Origin of the sequence: Anabaena sp. CCY 9910 (genome assembly GCF_963920875.1) — a bacterium.
GTDB classification, from domain to species: Bacteria; Cyanobacteriota; Cyanobacteriia; order Cyanobacteriales; family Nostocaceae; genus Trichormus; species Trichormus variabilis.
Map to the genome: position 1 here is coordinate 21659 of NZ_CAWUDJ010000034.1, position 25448 is coordinate 47106.

General features: G+C 40.5%; 22 protein-coding genes. 16 read left to right on the forward strand and 6 right to left on the reverse strand.

Annotated elements, in window-relative coordinates; all coding sequences use genetic code 11:
• Positions 1-4: 4 nt before the first annotated feature.
• Positions 5-994, reverse strand: a complete 990-nt coding sequence (locus tag ACM5QX_RS21445; RefSeq protein ID WP_414755387.1) for a Gfo/Idh/MocA family protein — start codon at positions 992-994, stop codon at positions 5-7.
• Positions 995-1386: 392 nt separating this feature from the next.
• Between ACM5QX_RS21445 and petF1 the strand changes: the two genes are divergently transcribed.
• Complete coding sequence (petF1, locus tag ACM5QX_RS21450) at positions 1387-1686, forward strand: ferredoxin PetF1 (RefSeq protein ID WP_011317615.1); 300 nt, start codon at positions 1387-1389, stop codon at positions 1684-1686.
• A gap of 322 nt (positions 1687-2008) precedes the next feature.
• Here petF1 and ACM5QX_RS21455 read toward each other — a convergent pair whose 3' ends face one another.
• The gene (locus ACM5QX_RS21455) at positions 2009-3676 is read right to left on the reverse strand and encodes a SpoIID/LytB domain-containing protein (protein WP_414755388.1); all 1668 of its coding nucleotides are present in this window, start codon (positions 3674-3676) and stop codon (positions 2009-2011) included.
• 114 nt (positions 3677-3790) lie between these two features.
• Here ACM5QX_RS21455 and ACM5QX_RS21460 point away from each other — a divergent pair, with 114 nt between their 5' ends.
• From ACM5QX_RS21460 to ACM5QX_RS21475, 4 genes are all read left to right on the forward strand, one after another.
• A complete protein-coding gene (locus tag ACM5QX_RS21460; protein WP_010998285.1) occupies positions 3791-4054 on the forward strand; it encodes a ParB N-terminal domain-containing protein in 264 nt (87 codons plus the stop codon).
• A 120-nt stretch (positions 4055-4174) separates the two neighbouring features.
• Positions 4175-4666, forward strand: a complete 492-nt coding sequence (locus tag ACM5QX_RS21465; RefSeq protein WP_011317617.1) for a Dps family protein — start codon at positions 4175-4177, stop codon at positions 4664-4666.
• Between the two features lie 94 nt (positions 4667-4760).
• On the forward strand, positions 4761-5405 hold the full coding sequence (grpE, locus tag ACM5QX_RS21470; protein ID WP_414755391.1) for a nucleotide exchange factor GrpE: 645 nt from the start codon (positions 4761-4763) through the stop codon (positions 5403-5405).
• 227 nt (positions 5406-5632) lie between these two features.
• A complete protein-coding gene (locus ACM5QX_RS21475) occupies positions 5633-6202 on the forward strand; it encodes a Uma2 family endonuclease (protein ID WP_414755393.1) in 570 nt (189 codons plus the stop codon).
• A gap of 165 nt (positions 6203-6367) precedes the next feature.
• On the opposite strand, the gene ACM5QX_RS21480 is transcribed toward ACM5QX_RS21475, so the two are convergent.
• Positions 6368-7705, reverse strand: coding sequence for a protein kinase domain-containing protein (locus ACM5QX_RS21480; protein WP_414755395.1), 1338 nt, complete (start codon positions 7703-7705; stop codon positions 6368-6370).
• Between the two features lie 288 nt (positions 7706-7993).
• Between ACM5QX_RS21480 and typA the strand changes: the two genes are divergently transcribed.
• Positions 7994-9784 carry a translational GTPase TypA gene (typA, locus tag ACM5QX_RS21485; RefSeq protein WP_414755396.1) on the forward strand — a complete coding sequence of 597 codons (1791 nt, stop codon included), beginning with the start codon at positions 7994-7996 and terminating at the stop codon, positions 9782-9784.
• A gap of 152 nt (positions 9785-9936) precedes the next feature.
• Here typA and ACM5QX_RS21490 read toward each other — a convergent pair whose 3' ends face one another.
• Positions 9937-11649, reverse strand: coding sequence for an AIPR family protein (locus ACM5QX_RS21490; RefSeq protein WP_414755398.1), 1713 nt, complete (start codon positions 11647-11649; stop codon positions 9937-9939).
• 146 nt (positions 11650-11795) lie between these two features.
• Here ACM5QX_RS21490 and ACM5QX_RS21495 point away from each other — a divergent pair, with 146 nt between their 5' ends.
• The 3 genes from ACM5QX_RS21495 to ACM5QX_RS21505 all read left to right on the forward strand — a co-directional run bounded on the left by ACM5QX_RS21495 (position 11796) and on the right by ACM5QX_RS21505 (position 12865).
• A complete protein-coding gene (locus ACM5QX_RS21495) occupies positions 11796-12080 on the forward strand; it encodes a hypothetical protein (RefSeq protein WP_414755400.1) in 285 nt (94 codons plus the stop codon).
• Positions 12081-12197: 117 nt separating this feature from the next.
• The gene (locus ACM5QX_RS21500) at positions 12198-12458 is read left to right on the forward strand and encodes a DUF2281 domain-containing protein (RefSeq protein ID WP_414755402.1); all 261 of its coding nucleotides are present in this window, start codon (positions 12198-12200) and stop codon (positions 12456-12458) included.
• Positions 12455-12865, forward strand: a complete 411-nt coding sequence (locus ACM5QX_RS21505; protein WP_414755404.1) for a type II toxin-antitoxin system VapC family toxin — start codon at positions 12455-12457, stop codon at positions 12863-12865. Before ACM5QX_RS21500 ends, ACM5QX_RS21505 begins: the two co-directional genes overlap by 4 nt.
• 89 nt (positions 12866-12954) lie before the next feature.
• On the opposite strand, the gene ACM5QX_RS21510 is transcribed toward ACM5QX_RS21505, so the two are convergent.
• Positions 12955-13362, reverse strand: a complete 408-nt coding sequence (locus tag ACM5QX_RS21510) for a universal stress protein (protein ID WP_414755406.1) — start codon at positions 13360-13362, stop codon at positions 12955-12957.
• 89 nt (positions 13363-13451) lie between these two features.
• Between ACM5QX_RS21510 and ACM5QX_RS21515 the strand changes: the two genes are divergently transcribed.
• From ACM5QX_RS21515 to ACM5QX_RS21525, 3 genes are all read left to right on the forward strand, one after another.
• The gene (locus ACM5QX_RS21515; RefSeq protein WP_414755408.1) at positions 13452-14654 is read left to right on the forward strand and encodes a phosphoglycerate kinase; all 1203 of its coding nucleotides are present in this window, start codon (positions 13452-13454) and stop codon (positions 14652-14654) included.
• 99 nt (positions 14655-14753) lie between these two features.
• Positions 14754-15371 (forward strand): NUDIX hydrolase, encoded by a 618-nt coding sequence (locus tag ACM5QX_RS21520; protein ID WP_011317631.1) that lies wholly within the window; start codon positions 14754-14756, stop codon positions 15369-15371.
• Positions 15372-15446: 75 nt separating this feature from the next.
• On the forward strand, positions 15447-16352 hold the full coding sequence (locus ACM5QX_RS21525; RefSeq protein ID WP_041455994.1) for an amino acid ABC transporter substrate-binding protein: 906 nt from the start codon (positions 15447-15449) through the stop codon (positions 16350-16352).
• Positions 16353-16401: 49 nt separating this feature from the next.
• On the opposite strand, the gene cofH is transcribed toward ACM5QX_RS21525, so the two are convergent.
• Complete coding sequence (gene cofH / locus ACM5QX_RS21530; RefSeq protein WP_414755410.1) at positions 16402-17577, reverse strand: 7,8-didemethyl-8-hydroxy-5-deazariboflavin synthase subunit CofH; 1176 nt, start codon at positions 17575-17577, stop codon at positions 16402-16404.
• Between the two features lie 255 nt (positions 17578-17832).
• Here cofH and ACM5QX_RS21535 point away from each other — a divergent pair, with 255 nt between their 5' ends.
• The 4 genes from ACM5QX_RS21535 to ACM5QX_RS21550 all read left to right on the forward strand — a co-directional run bounded on the left by ACM5QX_RS21535 (position 17833) and on the right by ACM5QX_RS21550 (position 25433).
• Positions 17833-19419 carry an LA_3751/LA_3752 family putative glycosyltransferase gene (locus ACM5QX_RS21535; protein WP_414755412.1) on the forward strand — a complete coding sequence of 529 codons (1587 nt, stop codon included), beginning with the start codon at positions 17833-17835 and terminating at the stop codon, positions 19417-19419.
• 523 nt (positions 19420-19942) lie between these two features.
• A complete protein-coding gene (locus tag ACM5QX_RS21540) occupies positions 19943-21634 on the forward strand; it encodes a glycosyltransferase family 39 protein (protein ID WP_414755414.1) in 1692 nt (563 codons plus the stop codon).
• Positions 21635-22428: 794 nt separating this feature from the next.
• Positions 22429-23673: a glycosyltransferase gene (locus tag ACM5QX_RS21545; protein WP_414755416.1), complete on the forward strand. Its 1245-nt coding sequence runs from the start codon at positions 22429-22431 to the stop codon at positions 23671-23673.
• A gap of 86 nt (positions 23674-23759) precedes the next feature.
• Positions 23760-25433 carry a glycosyltransferase gene (locus ACM5QX_RS21550; RefSeq protein WP_414755418.1) on the forward strand — a complete coding sequence of 558 codons (1674 nt, stop codon included), beginning with the start codon at positions 23760-23762 and terminating at the stop codon, positions 25431-25433.
• Positions 25434-25448 lie beyond the last annotated feature (15 nt).

The following is a 25448-nucleotide window of genomic DNA, read 5'->3' on the forward strand; positions in this document are numbered from 1 at the left end:
AAATTTAATTTAGCTTATCTGTCAAAAATATAGTTATTCCCATCTGTGCGGCTCTTTGAGCAGCATCAGCAACTCTTAGGGTATACAAGCTTTCTTCCGGGGTGACATACAAAGGAGCGCCATCCAAAATATGGTCTAAAACCATACTTGTGTCTTTGGCGAATAATCCCCGACGAGTACCCACTTCTATGGGTGTGCTTTCCCCTGCTTGAATGAAAAATCCTGTGTCCCCGTCAAAAATTAAAGCACCATTGTCACCATGAACTTCAAACTTGCGTTCTGGTTGCCACAAAGTTTCACCTTTACCGTAAATCACTTGGGCTAATAATCCACTAGTAAAGCACAGTTGAGTCATACAAAAACAGGTCTGGTAGTATTCTGGTTCTATTTCCCAATACCTTTGATGGCAGTTAACTGTAAAGACTTTACCAAATAAATCTGTGAGACGATGCAGACGGGAAAGTGCGCCAATTAGGGGAAAGCCGAACATTTCATGGTTATAAGTCCACTTACGGGGTGCAGGGTTTTGAGGATTGATGGTGCTGTAGCGTACGTAAAAAAGATGACCTACTTTATCTAAATTTTGCTTTAAAGCTTGATGTAAGCCACCTAAAAGTTCAATATGTTCAACGTGGAGTAATTTTTGCTGTGCTTTGGCTAAGGCAATCAGTTCTTCTGCTTCAGTTAAATCTACAGATAAAGGATATTCTACAATTACGTGTTTGCCGGCAGTTAGAGCAGCACGGGCGATCGCACCATGATCACGATTGATGGTACAAATAACCACTAAATCTATATCTTCTCGTTCTACTAACTGTTGCCAGCCAGTTATCGCTTCAGCCTGGTAATCTTGAGCCAAAGTCTGGGTTCGCTCCAGTGTACTACCCGCTATGGCGACTAGGTGCGATCGCTCATCTTCCAAAAAGGCTTCTGCTCGCAGTTTTGCTGCATACCCTGTGCCAACTATGCCAATACGTATTGTTGCTTCTGCCAAAGCTACCTCCGACTCCTATATAATCCTCACCAGTCCTGCTACCAAGCACAGTGATAAATTTTCATTTTTCAAAAAAAGCTAGGTTCACGCAGTACCAGCCTAACTGAAGGTTATCCCTGCTCCAGAACTTTTTTATCATATTCTTGATTCAAGCCATAAATTTTTCTAATAACTGTGGGTTTAACGTCTTGAAAGTATAAAAAAAACTTATTGTTATCTGCTAACTAAATTTCATTACTAATCGTGGTGGATTTCAAGTTATATACTTTGATTTTTCCCGTAGTATCAGAATTGAACTAAATTTAATTCTGTGGCTAATCCCCTGAGAATAGCCGCTAAGTTCTGCTTTAGCATAACTTATACTGCCGATTACAAAAGAGAGGATTACGGAAATGGCAACTTTTAAAGTTACATTGATCAACGAAGCAGAAGGAACCAGCAACACAATTGACGTTCCTGATGATGAGTATATTTTAGACGCTGCCGAAGAACAGGGTTATGACCTACCCTTTTCCTGTCGTGCAGGTGCTTGCTCCACCTGCGCCGGTAAACTAGTATCCGGTACTGTTGACCAGTCTGACCAATCATTCTTGGATGACGATCAAATCGAAGCTGGATATGTATTGACTTGTGTTGCTTATCCAACCTCCGATGTAACCATCCAAACCCACAAAGAAGAAGACCTCTACTAAGAGTCAAGTTAGCTTGGAAAATAGAGGCTAGAGGCTAGCAGCTACAGACTAGTCCCTAGCCTTTCTATTTTTTTACATTAGGGAATAGTCTGTTGATACTGGGTGTAAGGGTTTAAGGGTATAGCGGTGTAAGAGTTTCAAACATTTATACTCTTTTTCAAACCCTTGATATTTCGTTTTCATCCGTAAGTTCCACAAAAAATAAATTATCCAAAATTGATGGTTTGGTAGGGTGCGTCAATAGAAATCATTTCTGAGTGTATTTAGGCTCTATCGCGCTGACGGACACTACATTTTGGATATTTTTTGATCTGGAAGTCCCTTAAAATTTGATTTCTTCATTCAGGCTTTGAAGTTGTGTACCAGGATAATAAAATTGGAGAATTTTGCTGCTAGACCAGCCTAGTTTAGCTAAAGTTTGAGCGCCAGTTTGACTTAAGCCAACTCCATGTCCTAAGCCACCACCAATGAAAGCGTATCCCCACAACTCTTCTTTGCCTTTGTTGAGAGGTACTATGTAAAAAAGCGTGCTTCTTGGCGCAGCAAAGGCACTACGCACTTCATCTTTGTGTAGGGTAAAAATGCCGATATCCGTCTTTACTGCTAGTTCCAGTATCCTTCCGCTTTCACTGCGATTGGTTATGGCCATTGCCTCGATCGTCTGGAATTTAGCATAAGGGCTATTTTTTGCCCGGAGAAACTTCTGTAAGTCTTTGACTATTTCATTGACAGGTGTTTCTTTATACCATCGAAACACATCCCAGCTACTTTCGTTAAATCCTTGTTGCAAGGTAATAAACCTCTGAAAATTCCTTTCATCTTTTAAATTTTGTTTGGAGAAATCCCAAATACTATTAGGTGCATCTACTACTGGCCGTAAGTAAGGCCGATCCTCTCCGTTCCAAACATCACTAAAAGAGGCAGTAATTCCGCCAGTGGTAGAAGAATAAAGAGCATCTATTAGCTCATTGTTATAGGTTAGTACCATACCTCTGGTGGCGGCGATCGCTTTATCTATCCTGGGATCTGTACTACCCAGCCCATAATAAACTTGGCAGTGAGTATTAGCACATAGTTGATAGTTGTCTATAGCGAATCTACGCAAATTTCTTAGAGCATAAGTCCGAGCTAAAATTGCTTGCGCTTCAACAGCAGCAGTTGGTGCATTAGTGCCAATTTCGTGGGGTACAACACCACGCAAATAAGTCTCTAATGATACTTCATTTACCAGCGTGTAAGTACCATAAGCATTCGGCTGAAAATTAATTTGCCCAGAATAAAGTCGAGAAGTGTTCAATTTTTCGCCTTTTTTCAACCGAATTAAGTTTTTAACTGTGCTAACCTCTACATAATTTGGGGTGTAGCGTGTACCATTCACAGTCCAACTTATTTTCGGTACTTTCGGCAAAACTTTTGTGTCAATGTAAGCCAAATCATTACTGGCGGCTTTTACATTCTTGAATAACAAGCGACGTAGTAAGGGGGTATTGTAAACATCCCGTTTTGCCCAAACTTGCCAACGATCCGGCTGGGCTATTTCTACCTCTATCCCTCGCTTACGCCAATTTTCAGCACTGTATTCCGCCGTTTCGTAGGTGCGATATGTACCTAAAACCACAACCTCTGCAATTGTTGGTTTGGGCAAAGCTTGCATCACTGTTTCTAACTGGACAGGTTTTTCCGTCAGGAGAACTCGCTCTTTGTTACCTTCGGCAAACTTGAGTTTTAAGCGATCGCCTGTTGTCGGTTCCAATTGCAGTTTAGCTGTAGACTCCTCCCCAAATCGCTGTACAATCCCAATTTTCAGTTCTAAATCCTTAAGTTTATCTTCAGTGGCCGATGCGCCTGTCAATCCCAATAAACAGAATGTCATCAGTACTGTGTAAGAAAAACGCCAGAACGGATGTTTCACTGATATCAGATTTTTCCCCTCTGTGCTTTGGCGCTCGGCTGGTGGCAATTGCTTTATAAACTGGTGGTTTTGTCGCATGAACGCTCCAATAATACCCTTACCGGTTTTGCTCTAGAAAGAGTTGCAAAACGAAGTCATAATGACTATGATTTATATAGAGATACGAAAAGGAACTAGTTGGGTTTACTCCTCATGGTTAGGGTACAAGAAATTCCATTAAATCAAATTCGGCGGCCATTGCCTCGTGGCAACGATCCCTATAAAGTACAAGCCCTAATGGAATCGATTGCGGCAATTGGACAACAAGAACCCATCGACGTTTTAGAAGTAGATGGACAATATTATGGCTTTTCTGGTTGCCATAGATATGAAGCCTGCCAACGTTTAGGTAAAGAAACCATTTTAGCTAGAGTTCGCAAAGCTCCACGTAGTGTTTTGAAGATGCACTTAGCGTAGAAAATAGTAAGAGGCAGGGGGCAAGAGCGAGAAACAGAGAAATATTTCCCTTTTTTCCCAGTCCTTAGTCCCCAATCCCCAATCCCCAATTAATAATAATTACTCAATTTGGAGACTCACATGGCATCTCAAGGAACAATTAACAATGTAAATATCGGCATTGACGAAGCCAACCGGGCTAAAATCGCCGAAGGGTTATCTCGTCTGTTAGCTGACACCTATACACTTTATTTGAAAACACATAATTTTCATTGGAACGTTACAGGGCCGATGTTCCAAACACTGCACCTGATGTTTGAGACACAGTATACAGAGTTAGCCCTAGCAGTAGACTTAGTTGCGGAAAGAATCAGGGCGCTTGGTTATCCAGCACCAGGAACTTACAGCGAATACGCTAAACTGAGTTCAATTCCCGAAACTTCAGGAGTTCCCAAAGCTAAGGAAATGATTCGTTTACTAGTGGAAGGACAAGAAGCTGTTGTGAGAACAGCACGTTCTATTTTTCCTGTGGTAGATGAAGTCAACGACGAACCCACCGCCGATTTACTCACTCAACGGATGCAGGTACATGAAAAAACTGCTTGGATGTTGAGAAGTTTACTGGAAGAATAAGAGGCAGGGGGCAGGGTGCAGGGTGCAGGGGAGGCAGGGAGAGAAATTCCCAGTCCCTAGTCCCTAGTCCCCAGTCCCCAATCCCTAATAGCCAATGTCCGATTTTACGCAAAAGTTGCAAAATTTAATGCAACAGGTAAATATTTCTAGCTTTAAAGCCTTGAGTCGTCAGGCTGACGTTTCCGAATATCAAGTATTACGCCTGCGCCAAGGCAAGCTAGAAAAGATGCGCTTAGATACCCTGCTGAAGCTATCAAAAGCGTTGCAAATACCCTTGAGCGAATTATTAGCAACTTTTTTAGAATCAAGTATTGAGTACCAAGTACCTCCCTATTCCCAAGAAATTGCTGATTTAAAAAAAGAGTATGAGCGATCGCAGCTACAACTAGAACAGCAGCGAGAAATATTACAGCAACAGTTCCAGCAGTCGAGTTTACAACTGCTGGAACCTTTGTTATTACAATGGCCGACAGCTGCTCAGAAGGCGCGAGAGAATCCCGAATTAGCGGCTGTGAAAATCGTGTCTTTAGTAGAAAAACCTTTAGAAAAATTATTACAGGCTTGGGGGATAGAGGCGATCGCACCTGTAGGATCAGAAATACCTTATAATCCTCAATTGCACCAATTAAAAGCGGGAACAGCACAACCAGGTGAAACAGTGAAAGTAACGCACATTGGCTATCTTCAAGGTGAAAAACTGCTGTATCGAGCCACAGTTAGTTTAGTTGAAAGATCATAGCGCTCTCGCCCTCAACCTACAATAGAAATACCTCTCCCGCTTGTCATACCATCATCATGAACAGCAAACCAATAACGGTGCAGTCTTTGTACACTGTCACTGATGAAGAACTAATGTTGATGAGTTCACAAAACCCAATATCCAGCCACAGCAATCTTGAGTGGTGAAGATGTTGTACCTGGGTTTACATTGGCTTTAGCAAAATTGTTGTAAGGGAATTATTGCTGATGACGTTATCAACTCAAGTATCTTTTCACCCGTCTTTGGATGAGTTTCTCAAATTACCAGAAACCAAGCCAGCTAGTGAATATATCGATGGACGCATCTATCAAAAACCAATGCCCCAAGGAAAACATAGTATTCTTCAAACTCGTTTATCAAGCAATATTAATCAGGTAGGTGAACCTCAGCAAAAAGCTTTAGCATTAACCGAGTTACGCTGTACATTTGAGGGACGTTCCTTAGTTCCCGATGTTGCTGTGTTTGAGTGGTCACGTATCCCAACTGATGAAGATGGAGAGATTGCCAATAGGTTTGAAAGTTACCCAGATTGGATTATTGAGATTTTATCACCTGATCAATCGCCTAACCGAGTAATTAATAAGATTATTTTTTGTATTAACCAAGGAACTAAATTAGGTTGGTTTATTGACCATAATGATAAATCTGTGATGGTATTTCAACCAAATAGACTACCAGAAGTGAAGTATGATAATGACAATTTATCTGTCCTTGATGTATTAGAATATTGGCAGACAAAAGCGGCAGATATTTTCAGTTGGTTGAAAGTTAAATAATTAAAGATTCATCTAATATTGAAATGATCGCGGTTTTACTCCATTATTTCATTTTATAGTAAAGGCAAGCGCATAGGTGTAACTTTTAATGAAGAACTAACCACAAAGTCATCTAAATGCAATCTCATTTCATAAATGATGGCAAAAACTTATGATAAAAACCTACTACTTCATTTTACACTTATCAAATCTCGATATAAAAGAATAAAGCCTACTCAAATTACCGTCCCAATATGCACCGAACCAGCCTGATTTCCATACAAAACCCAATACTTCTAGAAATTGTGGTAAATGCCCTTCAGGCGCATTGAGATTGAATGTGTAGTTAATATATTTAATCCACGATTTATTCTCACGCCATCCAACACGATTACCAAACCCATCCACATTTTTATTAACATTTTCCCAGATACGTTTTTGCACAGTAAAACCAAAGCGTTCATTACTGTATTCAAGCCAGAGTTGGTTGATAATCTGAAGGTCTTGGTAGGGAAAACTATCAATATCTTTATCTCGTAGCCAACCTTCTGTACTCCGATTAGCTATGTACAGAATAAGGGTTCTAGTTTGTTGATCAGCCTCTTTCCAATTTCTGGCAGCAAGTAGCCTGTTAAGGCTGTGATATTCCATTGCTACTGGTGAACTCAAATCATCAAGAAAAAACAAGTAAGAAGAGCTAGTATTAGCATTTAGTGGCAATTGAAGTAAAGCCAACCAATGTTTTATTGACTTAGGGCGATCTTCCGGCTTCACTGCCATCCCCTTCATAATTGCCTGATTAACCTTGTTACTAATACTAGAATTAATATTTTTGGGTTGTTCCAATGATGTACCAATAGCTCTGAGTGGAGCCATTGTAGGAACTTCACCTGTTACTAAAGAATATAATGTTGCTGCCAAGGCATAAACATCTGTATAAGCACCCCGTTTTGCTCTTTCCTCGTATTGCTCTATTGGTGCAAAGCCAGAAGACAAATATTCAGTGTGTTTCTGTGTCAAATTTGGACTAAATTGACGAGCTATACCAAAATCAATTAACACCGCTTCTAATTTACCAGAACGCAGCATGATATTCTGTGGCTTGATATCCCGATGCAGCAAGCCGTTATTATGAACCACTGTTAGCGCTTCACCAATCTGCTGAATGTAACGCAATGCTTCGGCTTCTTGTAAAACACCTTGATTTTCAACCCGACTGGCTAAATTTTCCCCGTCGATGTATTCCATCACAATGCACCACAAGGAATCCTCATTAATAACCTCATGGATTTGGACGATGTGGGGGTGACTACATTTAGCTAACTTGATAGCTTCATTCAAAAAATCTTGCTGAAACTTGGCAAAATCGGAATGGCGTTGCACTTGATCATTCAGAGTTTTGATAACAACCGAGCGCCCATAATTATCTCTAGCGCGATAAGTTATACCAAATCCGCCTTCGCCTAATTCTTGTTCAATAGTATACTTCCTACCTTGCAATTGCTGCCCTGAAACCCAAGCCATTGTTTACAAGCCAATAAAATTAGTGTCAATTTTGGCACTGTCATTACATAAATGTCCTGAGAAGGATTGACTATTTATTTTGTGTAAACTCAAAATCCACTGAGTTTAATAAACTGCCTTATTTCTCCATCGCTGTCACATTTACAAAGACCTCTAGAATTGTGACAATTACGCTAGAATTATTAAAGCTTCTTTACAGAATTCGCAGATCATCCCCAATTCTGTTAAAACAGCCTAGACCAAAATGTAAATTGTAAAATTTCCCCTAGACTTCACTAAAAATCCTCTATGACGCTCCCAATTCGTAACGTCGCCATTATCGCCCACGTTGACCACGGCAAAACAACCCTGGTTGATGCTCTCCTCAAACAATCCGGCATTTTCCGCGAAGGCGAAGACGTTCCGGATTGCGTCATGGACTCCAACGCTTTGGAGCGAGAGCGGGGGATTACCATTTTGTCGAAAAATACAGCCGTTCGCTACAAAGAAACACTAATCAATATTGTTGATACTCCCGGACACGCCGATTTTGGTGGTGAAGTGGAACGGGTACTCGGCATGGTTGACGGATGTCTACTGATTGTTGATGCCAATGAAGGCCCCATGCCTCAGACAAGGTTTGTGTTGAAAAAAGCTTTGGAAAAAGGCTTGCGCCCCATCGTTGTTATCAACAAAATTGACCGCGCTAAGGCTGACCCCCACGTTGCAGTGGATAAGGTGCTGGATCTGTTCTTAGAATTAGGCGCAGACGAAGACCAGTGTGATTTTACCTATCTCTTTGCTTCTGGGATGGGCGGTTATGCCAAAGAAAGCATGGAAGCAGAGGCGGTAGATATGCAACCTCTGTTTAATGCGATTCTGCAACACGTTCCACCACCAGTAGGCGACATCAACAAGCCCCTACAATTACAAGTCACAACCCTAGATTATTCTGAATACTTGGGACGGATTGTCATTGGCAGAATTCACAACGGTACTATCCGCGCTGGTCAACAAGCGGCTCTAGTAACAGAAAATGGCTCTATTGTCAAGGGCAAAATCACCAAGCTGATGGGATTTGAAGGGCTGAAGCGGGTAGAGATGGAAGAGGCAACCGCAGGTTATATTGTTGCGGTTGCTGGTTTTGCTGATGCTTACATTGGTGAAACAATTACTGATCCAACTGAACCCCAAGCCTTACCACTAATTAAAGTGGATGAGCCTACCTTACAGATGACCTTCTGGGTAAACGATTCACCCTTTGCTGGTCAAGAAGGTAAATTGGTGACATCCAGACAAGTACGCGATCGCCTATTCCGCGAACTAGAAACCAACGTGGCTTTACGCGTTGAAGAAACCGACTCCCCCGACAAATTCCTAGTTTCCGGTCGTGGGGAACTGCACCTGGGTATCTTAATCGAAACTATGCGCCGCGAAGGTTTTGAGTTCCAAGTATCCCAGCCACAAGTAATTTACCGCGAAATTAACGGTCAACCTTGCGAACCTTATGAATTATTGGTTTTAGACGTTCCTGCTGATTCTGTTGGTAGCTGTATCGAACGTTTGGGACAACGCAAAGGCGAAATGCAGGATATGCAGCCGGGAAGTGGCGATCGCACCCAGCTAGAGTTTGTCATTCCCGCCCGTGGTTTGATTGGTTTCCGTGGTGAATTCATGCGGATGACCCGTGGTGAAGGCATCATGAACCACAGCTTCTTAGATTATCGTCAACTCAGTGGTGACATTGAAGCCCGTAACAAAGGTGTACTTATCTCCTTTGAAGAAGGCGTTTCTACCTTCTACGCCATGAAGAACGCTGAAGATAGAGGTTCATTCTTCATCACTCCCGGTACTAAAGTTTACCGAGGCATGATTGTCGGTGAACACAATCGCCCTCAAGACTTAGAATTGAATGTCTGCAAAACCAAGCAGTTAACCAACCACCGTGCGGCTGGTGGTGATGAATTGGTTCAGTTGCAAGCACCAATCGACATGAGCTTAGAGCGTGCGTTGGAGTACATCGGCCCCGATGAGTTGGTGGAAGTTACACCCCAGTCAATTCGCCTACGGAAGATGTCGAAGAAATTGGCAAAACGGTAAGTAAAGCTATAAATTAATTAATTTAGACAGCCCGCCGATGCGGGCTTTTTTTTACTTTCTCTGTTATGTCATGATTATGCACACGTAAACCCTCAGTTGGGGTAGATTTCGGAGTTTGTCTTTAAGGTTTGATCTATTCAAGTCCTGATTATTTATGCTTTTAAGGTGTTCTGATTTGATAATTTATTCCATAACTCAGAAAATGACTCAGCACGTTTACGCGTGATGAGTTTTTTATAAGAAGTAATTACCTTTCTGGCTAGACTTCTGAGAAGATTTGGAGCTTTGAAAGTTGCTTTAAAGTCAAACTTCTCTCCACCTGCTTCTTCTTCAAATTCTGCATTGAGATCAATAATTAATTCTCCCAGAATGGTGTTAATACATATTAAAAGATGAGATTCCTGGATAGAATTCTGGTAAAAATCTTCTGGCTTTCTACAAAAAGATTTTCCAACTTCATCCTCTGATAAAACCTCTGCAAGCAGGTAAAGAAGAAAAAATTTAGTTATTTCATAACCACTAAATAGTGCAGGTTCGACTTTTACCAAATTCTGTTCTATCTCTTTATATAAATTAAATAAAACTACAATTCTTCCTCCAGTTACTTCTGGTCGAGCAAAAATTTGTTGGTGTAGATCATCAAAAATTTTACTATGTCTTTGAACAAGTGAAGGTTGCTTTAAGTCGAACGCAAGTAGAATCTGCCCAGCGAGTGTATTTTCGATAACTGTACGATCACCAGGGGCATCTCCACGCTTAATTTCGTAAAAATAGTTTGGATATTTCTGGTCAATCTCTTGTTTAAGCCTGACTTGGGTTTGTGTGTTTGATCTAAAATCTCTTACTTGAATACCATTTTGGTTATTGCTATTATATGTAATTTTAGATATGAGGCCTGACTGGGCAGAATTTACCTGAATTATCCGAGTTAATATTCTTAAATCACGTGAGACTTTAATTCTATTTTCATAAAGACTAGATACTGTTTGACAACCATTTACTACTGAATATCCTTGTATTTTGACCTTATCCTTTTCTGATGTATCAAGTCTGTCACAAATGATAGTTATTCCATTATGGTAGAGCAAAAAATTACTATGCTCTGACTGATCAGATATGCTTTTAGTAATATCTTTATTAACCTTTGTCTTTCCTAAACCTTTTCTTAAATTCAAGTCAAAAATTTGTTGATTTTCAATACCTTCCATTTGCACTAAATCTACTGCTGAAACAGGTGCAATTACCACTTTTGCTGTAGTGCCAACATTATACTCAGTATAGTCAAAGCCAAAAACATCAAAAGCAATCTCTGATGTTCCTGGAATGGATTTTTCGCTTGGAACATACATTTGAGATATCAAAGATTTATCCCATACCTCCAACTTAGTTGTTGCTTTTGACATTGTATTAAGAAAACTTTCAGCATTTGAATCCTTATTAGCATTAGTAACAAATATTCCATGAATGGTATATTTTGAAGAGATAAAATAATCTCTGTATTCTACAAGCAAATTTTTAAGTTGAGTATTTCCAGTCGTCGATATCATTGAGTCTATACCATCGGTTGTTTCTAGCTGTGTAAGGCTCCCTACAAATTCTTTGAGTTGTGTATCTCCTAAAGTTTTATCAGAATTTTGAACAGTTTTAGATTGAAAAATATCTATACATTCTTCATTTTCATTGATATAAATTCCATCAATACCCTTATCTCCACGCCCATCACAAACTATGTTCTGGACTTGAATAATGTCTAGTCTGTAAATATTTACTAAGAACCAACTTAAGAAAGCACTAGCTTCTTCACGGCCTGGAACCTTATAAGGCTGAATAATTTGGACAAGATTAGTGTAATTAAGATCAAGCATAGATTCGAGTAGACAGATTAAACTTTTCTATCATACACGACACAAGATTGAAGGCTATTTCAACGGAAGAACATATTAAGGGCAAAAATGAAATAATTCGGATCATTTCTGCACGCACAACGCGACACGCAAGGAGCGAGAATATTATGAAAGCTGACGCATTAAAAAAGCGACTAGATAAAAATCGTCCAATTACGACAATCACAATTCGCATTCCCGAAGATGTCATTGAAGATTTGAAGCGCATAGCACCATTACTCGGATTTTCTGGCTATCAGCCACTAGTCCGCGCTTACATTGGTCAAGGGCTAAGAGTCGATCTGGAAATACTAGAGGGTGATACAGTCTCAGCACTGATTAGCAGCTTGAAGCGTCATGGTGTTAGTGATGAAGTTATCAATGAATCCCTCAGTGAAGTTACTCAAAGGTAGTTTAATGGCGATCGCCACAACTCACACGAAAGGTTATTAGTGGGAAGCGATCGCTCTTATCATAATATTTAGTCCAATTTTGAGTAAAAATTAAAAGGATTGAAAAAAGCAATTCTTATGACTATTCGTGAAACTACCATCGCAAAATTGCAGCAACTTTCCGAGCCACTCCTGCAAGAAGTGACCGACTTCATTGATTTCGTTATCCAAAAACATCAAGCTAAAATGACTGATAATCAGCCTGATGAAAGGCTCGAAGAAAAATGGTCACAATGGTTTGAAGCTGTGGATTGTCTGGATGTATCTCCATCTGAACCAGTCAGTAACTATCAGCAACTCTTACTCAACAAGTATCGGCAACAAGGGCTAGAGTTATGACCCTGTGCGATGCAGGAGTTTTATTGTGTTTAGTTGACCGTACTCAGCCTCAGCATAATGCTTGTAAAATCGCAGTGATACGTTTGACAAAGCCTCTCATCACAACTTGGTCATGCCTCACAGAAGCTATGTATCTTGCCCTACATCGTGGTGGATGGCAAATGCAAAAACAGTTAGGGCAGCTTCTTTTAGATAAACTGCTGACGGTTTACGAAATTCAGGAGAGTGACTATAGCCGCTTATTGACACTGATGGAGCAATATCGCGATCGCCCAATGGACTTAGCAGATGCAACGTTGGTTTTGACGGCTGAAAAGACAGGGAATCGTCAAATTCTTACCCTTGACTCTGATTTCTTGTTTTATCGAATTGGTCATCAAGACACCTTTGAAATCATTTCACTCTGAAACCATGAGCTTCAGTGTGGTCAGGATATCTTTACTCTTCATCAATTTAGATGGTGCGTCAACGGGATGTAACGCACCCAAATAACAATTTAAGGGACAATTAGCACCGGACAAGGGGAAAGGTTAATCACGCGAGTCGTGACGCTATCGGTAGCACCTTCCTCGGTTAAACCTAGTCCCCGGCAACCCATGATAATTAAATCAGCACCAATCTCGTCCGCCACATCGCAGATGGTAAAGGCTGGTTTGCCTTGTTTTTCCACAATTTCTGAAGAAATACCTTGCTGCGAAAATAAAGCTTGGGCATCCCTGAGCAGTTTGGCAACGGCTTCGGGAGACACCATTGGATCAGCACTAGACTCGTCTGGGGAAGATTCTTCTACCACAGACAGCAGTATTAAACGACTGCCATATTTCTGCACGACGTTGGTGACAACATCAGCAGCTTCCCTTGCTTCTCGGCTTTGATCGATGGGAAATAAAACTGTCTTGAACATCTCTGCACCTCCGCACCCCCGACTCCGGTAAAATCTTGATGGTTCTACTTTCAAAACAATAACAAAAAGGCAATCAGGAGGGTTTGGCTGTGTCTAAAAAAACTGTGGCTAGTTTATCTGCTGCTGATATTTCTGGTAAACGCGCTTTAGTGCGTGTTGACTTTAACGTGCCTTTAGACGATCAAGGCAACATCACAGACGATACTCGCATTCGTGCGGCTCTGCCAACCATCCAAGATTTGACGCAAAAGGGCGCTAAGGTCATTTTAGCAAGCCATTTCGGTCGTCCCAAGGGTGTAGATGAGAAATTGCGTCTTACCCCAGTAGCCAAGCGGCTATCTGAGTTGTTGGGACAAGAAGTTGTCAAAACCGATGACTCAATTGGTGATGAAGTCGCGGCTAAGGTGGCGGCGCTGCAAAATGGCCAAGTTCTTTTATTAGAAAACGTCCGTTTTTATAAAGAAGAAGAGAAAAACGATCCTGAATTTGCTCAAAAATTAGCTGCTAATGCTGATTTCTACGTAAACGATGCTTTTGGTACTGCACACCGCGCTCATGCTTCTACTGAAGGTGTAACTAAATTCCTCAGTCCCTCTGTGGCTGGATATTTGGTTGAGAAGGAATTGCAGTACTTACAAAGTGCGATCGAAAATCCCCAACGTCCTTTAGCAGCCATTATCGGTGGTTCTAAGGTTTCCAGCAAAATCGGTGTGATTGAAACCCTACTAGAGAAGTGCGACAAGCTGATCATTGGTGGTGGGATGATTTTCACCTTCTACAAAGCTCGTGGTTTGAATGTTGGTAAGTCTCTGGTGGAAGAAGACAAGCTAGAACTGGCGAAGTCTTTAGAAGCCAAAGCAAAGGAACGGGGCGTTAGCTTGTTGTTACCTACAGATGTGGTAGTAGCAGATAAGTTTGCACCTGATGCTAATTCTCAAACCGTCAGCATTGACAACATCCCTGATGAATGGCTGGGTTTGGATATCGGCCCTGATTCTGTCAAAGTCTTCCAAGAAGCCCTTGCAGATACTAAAACTGTCATCTGGAACGGGCCTATGGGTGTATTTGAGTTTGATAAGTTTGCTGTGGGTACAGAAGCGATCGCTCATACACTAGCAGAGATTGGCAAAACTGGCACAACTACTATCATCGGCGGTGGTGACTCGGTAGCGGCTGTTGAGAAGGTAGGTTTGGCTGATCAAATGAGCCACATCTCCACCGGCGGCGGCGCTAGCTTAGAGTTACTCGAAGGCAAAGTACTGCCCGGTATCGCTGCTTTAGATGAGGCGTAAGTAGAGGATTGGGGTGTGGGGAGTAGGGAGTGGGGTTATTTCCGTAACTTCTAGCCCTAGTCTCTAAACCCCAAATCCTGGGTATTTAGTGAGAAATATATGCAACCAAAATGGCTGGAGTGGACGCAAAAGCTACAAGCTATTTCCCAAAATGGACTTACCTATTCAGAAAATCCATTTGATATCGAACGCTATAAACAGTTGCGAGCGATCGCCTCAGAAATTATGGCGACTTACTCAAATGTCGAAGATAGTTATGTTTTAGATTTATTTGCCCGTGAACTAGGTTACGCTACCCCTAAGGTTGATGTACGGGGTGCAGTCTTTCGGGATAACTCTATCTTGTTGGTCAAGGAACGCGCCGATGGTCTTTGGACTTTACCTGGGGGATGGGCTGATGTTGGTGAGTCACCTAGTGAGGTCGTTGTTAAAGAAGTCTTTGAAGAATCTGGCTATCAAACACGCGCTACTAAAGTACTAGCAGTTTACGACCGAGATAAACAAGGACACCCGCCGTTTCCCTTTTATATCTATAAGCTGTTTTTTCTGTGCGAACTTGTAGGCGGTTCTCCCACATCCAGTATTGAAACTGAAGAAGTCGGTTTCTTTGCTGAAGATGCTTTGCCCGATCTCTCTTTAGGACGCATCACACCAACCCAAATTCAACGCATTTTCCAACACTATCGCCAGCCCGATCTACCTACAGATTTTGATTAAGGGAATAGGGATAGGAGAAAAAGCAGGAGAGTAGATAACTCTTGACTATTGACTGTGGACTAATGACTAATGACTATGTATAAAAATTTAGCGATCGCTCTTTTCAGTTTGACCTTGACGACAGTCATACCAGATGCAGCATTCGGGGAAACTGTCATGCAGAAAGTTGCTCGTACAGGGGTATTAACTGCTGGCACTAGTAGAGATGCAATGCCCTTTGCCTATACTAATGCTCAGGGACAGTTGACTGGTTACTCTGTCGATATGCTATCTGTAATCAAGCAACAGTTAGAAAAAGAATTAGGGAAAAAAATACAACTAAAATTAGTGGCATTAACTCCTGCACAAAGGATTCCCAAAATAGTTAATCAGCAAGTTGATATTGTTTGTGATGCTAGTAGTTTTACCTGGGAACGAGATAAGAAGGTAGATTTTTCTGTCAGCTATGGCGCTACTGGCACCCAATTATTAGTGAAGTCCGGCAGTAATCTTGGTTCCCCTGAATCGCTAATTGGTAAACGCATTGGTGTATTAGCACAAACTACCAATGAGCAAGCAATCAAGCGGGTACAACCCCAAGCTAAACTAGTTTATTTGAAAAGTCGTTCAGAAGGTTATACAGCTTTGCAAGAGGGCAAAATAGATGCTTTCTCATCTGATAGCATTTTGTTAGAAAGCTGGTTGCAAAAGGCCAAAAATCCCGATGATTTTGCGATCGTCCCCGATCGCCCTTATTCACGGGAGGGTATCGCCTGTATGGTTCCTGAGAATAATTCTAAATTTTTGGATGCAGTTAATTACTCTCTGGTGAAGTTTATGCAGGGATTTGTCAATGGTGATACTCGATATGTAACAACTTTTGATCGCTGGTTTGGGGCTAAAGGTGTTGTTTTGCTAAATCGGGATTTGCGCGATTTAATGAAAGAAACAATGCAGTTGTTTATCGAATTTCGGGAAGAAATTCCTCAACAAGAACTTTAACTTTTAGTTGGTAATAGGTGATTGGTAATTGAGAAGAAATTTTCACCAATTACCCATTACCCATTACCGTATTAGCCAATTGTTTGGCTGAATCTACTGGTTGATAAAGCGTATCACGTTGTTGGTAAGGTCTACCTATGGAGGCGATCGCATTTTGCAAGGTTTCAACTTCCATGCACGTACCGCCTACAGCACCAGCCATTGTGGTGATATGTTCTTCCATCAATGTACCGCCTATATCATTACAACCCCAATTTAAGGCTTCTGTCGCCCCAGTTAACCCCAATTTGACCCAACTTGGTTGATGGTTGGGTATCCAATTACCTAAGTAAATTCTTGCGACTGCACCCAGTAATAAAGCATCGGCTAAAACTGGTTGATCGCGCCCGACACGACGGCGTAAAGATTTAGGTGCTTCTTGACCAACGAAAGGTAAGACAATAAACTCGGTAATTCGGGCTGGGTATTTTTGATTGGTGGCTATTTGTTGGAGCGATCGCAATTTTTCTAAATGCCCAATTTGTTGTTCTGGGGTTTCAATATGCCCTGATAATATAGTACTGGTCGTATGTAAGCCTAATTTGTGGGCTGTACTAATAATCTCTAACCAAGTAGCAGTATTAATCTTCTCAGGACAGAGTACGCGCCGCACTTGATCATCTAAAACTTCAGCTGCTGTTCCCGGCAAAGAATTAACGCCAGCGTTTTGTAAAGCAGAGATGACACCAGCATATTCTAGTCCATCCATTCTGGCGATAAACTGCACCTCTTGGGGCGAAAAAGCGTGTAGATGAATTTGGGGATACTCTTGCTTAATTGTTTCTAGCAATTTCAGGTAATAAGGCAAAGATTTACCATCAATCTGGGCTTGTGGGTGCAATCCTCCCTGCATACAGATTTCTGTTGCCCCTCTCTGCACCGCGTCGTGGGATTTTTCCAAAATACCTGCCCAATCTAACCAATAAGCATCAGCATCTCCATCATTTCGCCGAAATGCACAAAAACTACAGTGCTGCTCACAAATGTTAGTAAAGTTAATATTCCGATTAATTACGTAAGTAACAGTATCCCCGGCTTGCTGTTGGCGGAGTTTGTCAGCTGTATGGCGAATAGAGGCGATCGCACCTGAGTCCGTTTGCGTTAGTAAGACTATTCCTTCTTGTGGTGATATATCATCCCCTAACAAGGCACGCTCAAGAATTACATCAACAGTTTTATAATTCACAGTAACTTAAAAATATCTCTACAAAATTTTGTACTTACGAGCCTACAAATACTTACTTTGTCGTTAATCACGCCAAAAAATTATATAACTTTCACACTTTGGCTTAACAAGGTAATTTGCTGCATGGTATTGTAAGTCATATTACTTATAACTACCCATTAGTATATTACCCATTTGGTAAATACTCACCATTCATCCTAAAGTTTTAACTTTCTCTTGTTTAATTTTAGTAGTAATTATTCTGTAATTTTCAATATGAAATTACCAAAAATTAATCTACCTTTACTGATAATTTCATTGGGTATAATTTTTTCATTATACTTACTATCACGAGTGCCTGAGGATATTTATTTTAGTGGCGACGCTGGATTAAAAGCCCTACTAGCAAAGCAGTTTAGTTCTGGGAAGTTCAACTTTGATCTGGATTTATCAGTACCCTCATGGGTACGTAATCTCTGGGATAATGGGCTTTATCCTTTTGAACCACCCTTTAGTTATAAAATATCTAATCGTTACTACATTACTTTCCCCTTTACTTTTCCCTTAATCACAGCGCCTTTCCATGCCCTATTCGGTTATAGAGGTTTTTATATAGTACCCCTATTATCTACATGGATAATCTGGTTTAATTTTTATCGCATTTGCCAATTTTTCCAAATTAGTATACTCACAACTTCTATAGGTCTTACCACACTGATATTTGCTTCTCCACTCACCATGTATAGTGCTATGTATTGGGAACATACACTTGCAGTGAGTTTAGCTTTTGCTGGACTAGTAATTATTTTAAGTAAGGGTGAAGAAGGGTTTACTCAAAAAGATGCCATAGTTAGTGGAATATTGATTGGTTTATCAGTCTGGTTTAGACCGGAGTTTCTTGCCCTAGTGGCAATTTTAATTCCTTTAGTTCTTTCTTCCTATAAAATTAAGCTAGGAAAAATCAGTATTATCAATCAGCATAAAATCTTATTTATTATTAGCTTACTGGCAACGGTTTCCTGCTTTTTCATTATTAATAAATTAATCTATAATCACCCCTTAGGCGCTCATGCACTCCAAGTTGTAGAAGAATTTTCTCTTCAAGAAAGGTTATCAAAAGCTAATAAGATTTTCGGTCGTCTGTGGAAAAATTTCCGAGAATACTTTCCTCTTGTATATTTCACAATTATTTTTACTGGGTTGTCAGTGTTCTATAAATCTATAAAACTGACAGCCGCAATGAAAAAAATTGTTTTGATATCTATCCCCTTCATTTTTTTAGTACCTATACTTCTACCTAGTGATGGTGGTAAACAATGGGGACCTAGATTTTTGTTGATTCTGATTCCGCTACTGAGTCTACTAGCAGTATTTCTTTTAGAGTCTACTTTATCAATTAGACAGTTTGGCATCAAATATATTAGTACTGCCATCTTCGCAGCACTATTTATAATTGGTGTTTACGCAAATACATTTATGGGGATAAATTACAGCTATTTTACTGGAAACACAGAAGCTATAGATATCCTCAATTTTTTGCGCCAGGATGATCACAAAATTGTAGCCGTTGCTCACCAATATATTAGCCAAAGTTTTGAAGCTGCTTTTAAAAATAAACTATTTTTTCTTACAAAGAATTTAGACGACACAAGTAAGCTAGGTTTAGCTTTAAACGAACAAGGATATGATAAGTTTGTTTACCTATGTGCTTCTTATGATCCATGCTTCTCTTCACCGACTATACCTAGTCAAATAAATATTTCTGCGACAGACAAACTTTTACGCGTTCAACTGAAAGAGGTGAAAAAGAACAAAAAGTATATCATCCAAGAAGCTGAGATTGTTCAGGTGCAAGATAATTGAAAATTAATTTGTATCCCTACTAGAGTAATTACACGAACTAAAGTTAAGTAGGGTGGGTCAATATCAATAGTTTCTGAGTATAGTTAGGTTCTATCACTATGATGCAACCTACTAGACTAAAATAATGCAACAAACTGGGATGAAATTAAACACAGATGCACGTAGATATTGACGAAGTCTTCCCGCAGGGTACGCGGATAGCATTTCTGTGACTGCACTATTTTAGATTTGCCATGCCACTATATCTTTGATATTTTTATCTGGAAATCTTTACGTAAGCTTTTTAAGTAAGAAAAGCTTTACTATTATTTTCACTTAATCATCAATACCTATGTGTATCTTCCAAAAGATGCAAAAGGTCTACTCAAGAAGACTACTTAGTTAGCCTAAAGTTAAAAATCTAACTATAATTGACAGTATTTATATTTAAAAGAATATCAAAAACATATTTAACACAAATATTACAGTGGTCTGTAAATATTCTTGGTATCATCAGGACAACACCATATAAGCAAATATATTGATGAATCCTGGGTTCCCAGTTACTAAACTTAATAAACTAGTTTCTCTAGAAACTTTAGCATTAGCAGCGATCGCCATCGCCGTGCTATTACGTATAGTGAACTTAGGTAGCCGAGAATTTTGGTATGACGAAGTGCTATCTCTACTCCTAGCTACAGGCCAGAAAAGTGCATACCAGACTCCCAAAGATATACCAGTAGCCTTGGCTGAATATTTGCCGTTACTCACCTTACCTATTGAATCGGGTTTTGGTGCAGTTATCGCCACCGTCAAAGAATTACTGTTGAGTTTACTGGGAGGAGAACCGCATCCACCATTATTTTATTTGAGTCAGCATTTGTGGTTGCGCCTTTTCGGTAATAGCGAAGCAACCATGCGGAGTTTAAATACATTATTCAGTATTGGGGCGATCGCTAGTGCTTACAGTTTAGGTAAAGTCTTCATTGGACATCGTGGCGGCTTACTGCTGGCAGCATTCCTGGGAATTAACCCCTTTTATTTATTCCACTCGCTGAATGTGCGGATGTATGCGCCTTTAGTTTTGTGGACAACACTCAGTGCTGCTGCACTCTTTCATCTGATTAAAGAATCTCCTAAGTCAAAGGCTAACCACAGCCATCATCAGTTATGGTGGAACATCCTATTTATTGGTTCCATAGCTGCTGGTTTGTTGACCTTTTATTTTTATTTATATTGGGTGATAGCTTTAGCCGTTTTAGTAGTTTATCTGGATAGGCAACATTGGTGGCAACATGGTTTGCGTTTAGGCGCAGGAGTGATGCTAACCATTCCTTGGATGCTGTGGGGGGGTATCAAACAAATCCGCAGTGCAGATTTGCAAAGATTTGGTAGTCTTAAAAATACTGGTTCAGCAATATTAACCCACTTGCAAGACACAACTCAGACCTTAGCGAGTAACTTAGTATTGGGGGACTGGGTAACGAGCTTGCCCACAATTAGTATAGTTATAGTTGGTTGTTTAGCGATCGCTTTCATCATCGCCTCTAGTCTGAAACTCTGGCGACAAGGTGAGCGAAAAGATTTGACTGTAGCTTTAATATTAGGAATTTTGCCCCTTTTAATAGCTTTAGGATTAGATATTGTCACAAAAAAGACTACTTTAAATTTTGGCGGCGGAAGAACCATGATTATTATTCTTCCTGGGTGTTTATTATTATTAACTTTGTGGTTAGAGAAAGCCTTGTCTTCACAATGGCGCACACTAGTAATTTCTAGTTTATTGCTGTTATATCTCACCATTGGTATCAGCGATTTTAGTTTACGACAACGCTCAATTTTTCATTCAGTCGCCGAAATCATCTCCCAACAGCGAGAACAACCAACCCTAATTGCCATGAATTCTAAAGCTTGGGGTCATGTTTTACGCTTAGCATATTACGCTCCTTCAAAAACCCCAGTGATGCTGTTAGCCGAACATCCTGCGGATTTAGCAACTTCACTAGAAAAAGTTTTAAAAAATGAAACCCAAAAATATCCCCGGATTCTTTGGTTGGAAAGTGCAAATCCTGTATGGTCGAAATTAAAAACATCAGCACAAATAGAAACCGAACATCAGAAGATGCAGGAAATTTTATCAAAGCAGTTTCAACTAACAAAAACTCAAAATCTCACGGGTACAATGGACTTAGATAGTTTTACCCTTAAAGTCTACAATCGTTCTACCAATAGTTGAAATTTACAGAATATAATCATCAAAGACTGAATCAGAAATTTAAATTGTGTGGTTAACATATTTCTCAATGGCATTGATGGAATTATTGTCATATTCTCATCAAAATACATCAAAGCCATCGGGAAATTTTTCTTATTTAACCATTTATGTTTGTTGACTGTTAATAGATTTGAAAGCCTTTTATTTTCAGGGCTTTATTGAATATCAATTATCGATGAAGATGCGCTTAATTATTTGATAACTAGCGAATTATCATAAGGAAATCTCTGCTTACCTTGGCGCTAACCACCCTGCGGTAAGCCGAAGCGTCCACAGTGTTACTATGCCTTACAAAGGCTAAAATTTGGCGCAGTTTGACAAAGAAACGGTATGAACTTTATATCTTAATCAAACTTGAATTTACATTATCTTGAAGTTTTAGATCGTATCTCATCAGTACATTCAGTAGTATTAATAATTTCAATTTAATCAAGACTTCAAAATTAGCTCTCAAGTCTAAAAAGCTTGTAAACCTTCCAGAATTATATTAGTCATATTCACTGAATTACCGCATACTGAAGTAGTCATAGTAAAACTATGGTTGTTTAACTCTATTCACCACAAACCAATACTTGAATTACGTAAATTTACTTATTCCTATTACCTATAGTAATCCGTTCTACTTTTTGTTGGCTTTGGTGCCAGCCTGCCCCATCAAGGAGAATAGGCTCATCCAAAAGCAATTGATTAATGACAACTAACCATTAACACTGACCGTACATATCAGTTCTATTTTTCACACCTCATTTAAATTTATGAAAATCAACATCGCCAACGAATTATTAACTGTCCCAACTGGCCTTTTACAAGTTTCTGATGTGCCACCTAATAGTGTCGGTACTGGTCATAGAGATATATTTTTTTCTTTAATAATCCCTACCTATAAAGAACGGGACAATATTGAAAATGTTGTCAAAATCTTGAGTCAAACTCTAGATGAATTTATCCCAGGAGATTACGAATTAATTGTTGTGGATGATGATAGTCCAGATATGACTTGGGAAGTTGCCCATTCTTTGACTGAAGAGTATCCCCAACTGCGGGTGATGCGACGACAACAGGAACGAGGACTATCTTCCGCAGTTGTTCGTGGTTGGCAGGTGGCGAGAGGAAGTGTTTTAGGGGTAATTGACGGAGATTTACAGCATCCACCAGAAGTATTAACACAACTGTTGACGAAAATTACCCAGGGAGCAGATTTGGCATTAGCTAGCCGTCACGTAGATGGTGGCGGTGTCAGTAGTTGGAGTGTAGTCAGACGTTTCTTATCTCGTGGCGCTCAAGTTTTGGGGTTGATGCTGTTACCGGGAGTATTGGGAAGAGTTTCTGACCCTATGAGTGGCTATTTTATGGTGCGTCGCAGCAGCGTAGCCGGGGCAACACTCAACCCAGTGGGATATAAAATTCTGTTAGAGGTCATTGGCCGGGGTAATGTTAAAAATATTGCTGAGGTTGGTTATGTGTTCTGCGAACGCCAGCAAGGTGAAAGTAAAGTCACATGGAAGCAATACATAGACTATATTCACCATTTAGTCCGGTTGCGTTTATCTACTGGGCGTGTAGGTCGAGTCCAGAAAAAAATGAATTTCCCCATAGATCGATTTCTCCGCTTTGCCTTGGTGGGACTGAGTGGAGTGTTTGTAGATATGGTACTGCTTTATTTACTCAGTGACCCCTCAACCTTGGCTTTGCCTCTGACTCGCAGCAAAATTATTGCTGGTGAAATCGCCATCTTCAATAACTTTTTGTGGAATGATGCTTGGACGTTCGCTGATGTGACCATGAAACAGCAGGAATGGCATCAACGCCTGAAGCGATTTGCTAAATTTAACGTTATTTGTTTGGCGGGATTGGTGCTGAATGTATTGGTGTTGAATTTAGTGTTTAATTTCCTTATTCCTAACCGCTACATTGCTAACCTAGTAGCGATCGCCGTTGCTACTATTTGGAACTTCTGGGTTAACCTCAAACTTAGCTGGCGAGTCACTGACGTAAAATAGTCAGCGAACTTAAATTGGCGTGTGCGGTCTAATATATACAAATTGACTTGTTCTGCCACTTGGCTTTTCACAAGGAATAGATTGGTTTGTATAATTGGCACTCTCAAGTTTCGACTCGCTGGTTTCATCCTTTACTTTTACTAACCTGGTTTATCATCGGTCTGGGCTTACGTTTTACCAACTTGACCGCCAAGCCTCCTTGGACTGATGAATTTGCTACTTTAGTGTTTAGCTTGGGGAATAGTTTTTTACCAGTACCCCTGGATCAGGCGATCGCACCTGATATTCTCTTACAACCCCTACGACCAAACCCAGGCTACGGAATTGGGGACGTAATTCACAACTTAATCACAGAAGACAACCATCCACCACTATATTTTGTCCTGGTGCATCTGTGGATGAAGTTGTTTCCCAATCAAGGAGAATTAGTCTCCCTATTGGCGGCGCGTTCATTTCCCGCTTTACTAGGGGCAGTCTCCATTCCCCTTACGTATGTCTTAGGTAGGTTAGCTTTCCGTTCTTCATTGGTAGGACAGTTAGCGGCTGGAATGATGGCAGTGTCACCATACGGAGTGTATTTAGGACAGGAAGCACGCCATTACACCTTAGCTATGATCTGGGTGATTGCATCCCTTTCCTGCTTAGTAATTGCCACACGCCACATTCAAAACCGCACATTATTACCCTTATGGTTAATCATCTTGTGGGTGGGAATTAATGCTTTGGGAATTGCCACCCATTACTTCTTCACTCTGACTCTTTGTGCAGAAGCCTTGGTATTAATATTTTTAGCCTGGCAACAATCTACACAAAGCAAAACTTTAGTATTTTTCTCACCCCTTTGGTGGCGCATCTATGCTGTGGCGGCTGGTACGGCTGTAGCTGGTTTAGTTTGGCTACCCAGTATTTTAGAAAATCGCTATCGCAGTAGTTTAACGGCATGGATTCAAGTTGGTGGCATCGGCTTACACCTAATCAACCCGATTTTTCAAGCTTTCGCTGCATGGGTGACAATGATTATGTTGCTCCCAATCGAGTCATCACAGCTAGCAGTAGTGATTGCTTCCGGCTTGGTAATGCTAATTTTTGCTATTTGGGCCACACCGATTTTAGTGCGTGGGTTTAAATTCCAACTACAACAACCCCAAACCAGCTTGGCGACGCAAGTATTTACTGGGGTAGTTTTAGGAGCGATCGCTTTATTCTTTATATTGACTTATATTTTTGGTGTTGATATTACACGGGGCGCTCGTTACAACTTTGTCTATTTTCCCGCCGTCATTATCCTGGTTGGTGCTAGCCTAGCCGTCTGTTGGCGAACTAGCAAAAAAGCTGTGATGATCATCTGGTTGATGGGATTCGTCAGTGCTGTCACAGTTATTTGTAATTTGGGTTATCAAAAATACTACCGCCCTGATTTGTTAGTTCAAGTCATTCAACAAAATTCTCAGGTTCCAGTTCTCATTGCCACAACCCATAAAACCCTAGTCCAAACTGGCGAAATGATGGGGATAGCCAGGGAATTAAAATTATCTACTTCACAAACTTCTACTCAGTTTCTCCTAGCTCATCAAGAAACAGACCCCAACACTTCCACTGTTTCCCTAGAAAATACACTGAAACAACTACCACGACCTTTTGATCTGTGGCTCGTCAACTTTCACGCGCCAATAGCAGCAGAAGTCGAACAATGTCCGGCTGACAGCAAACCGTTAACCGCCGTAGACGGCTATGAATACAAAATTTATCACTGTCGTTAGTAAAGGGTAAGGAGT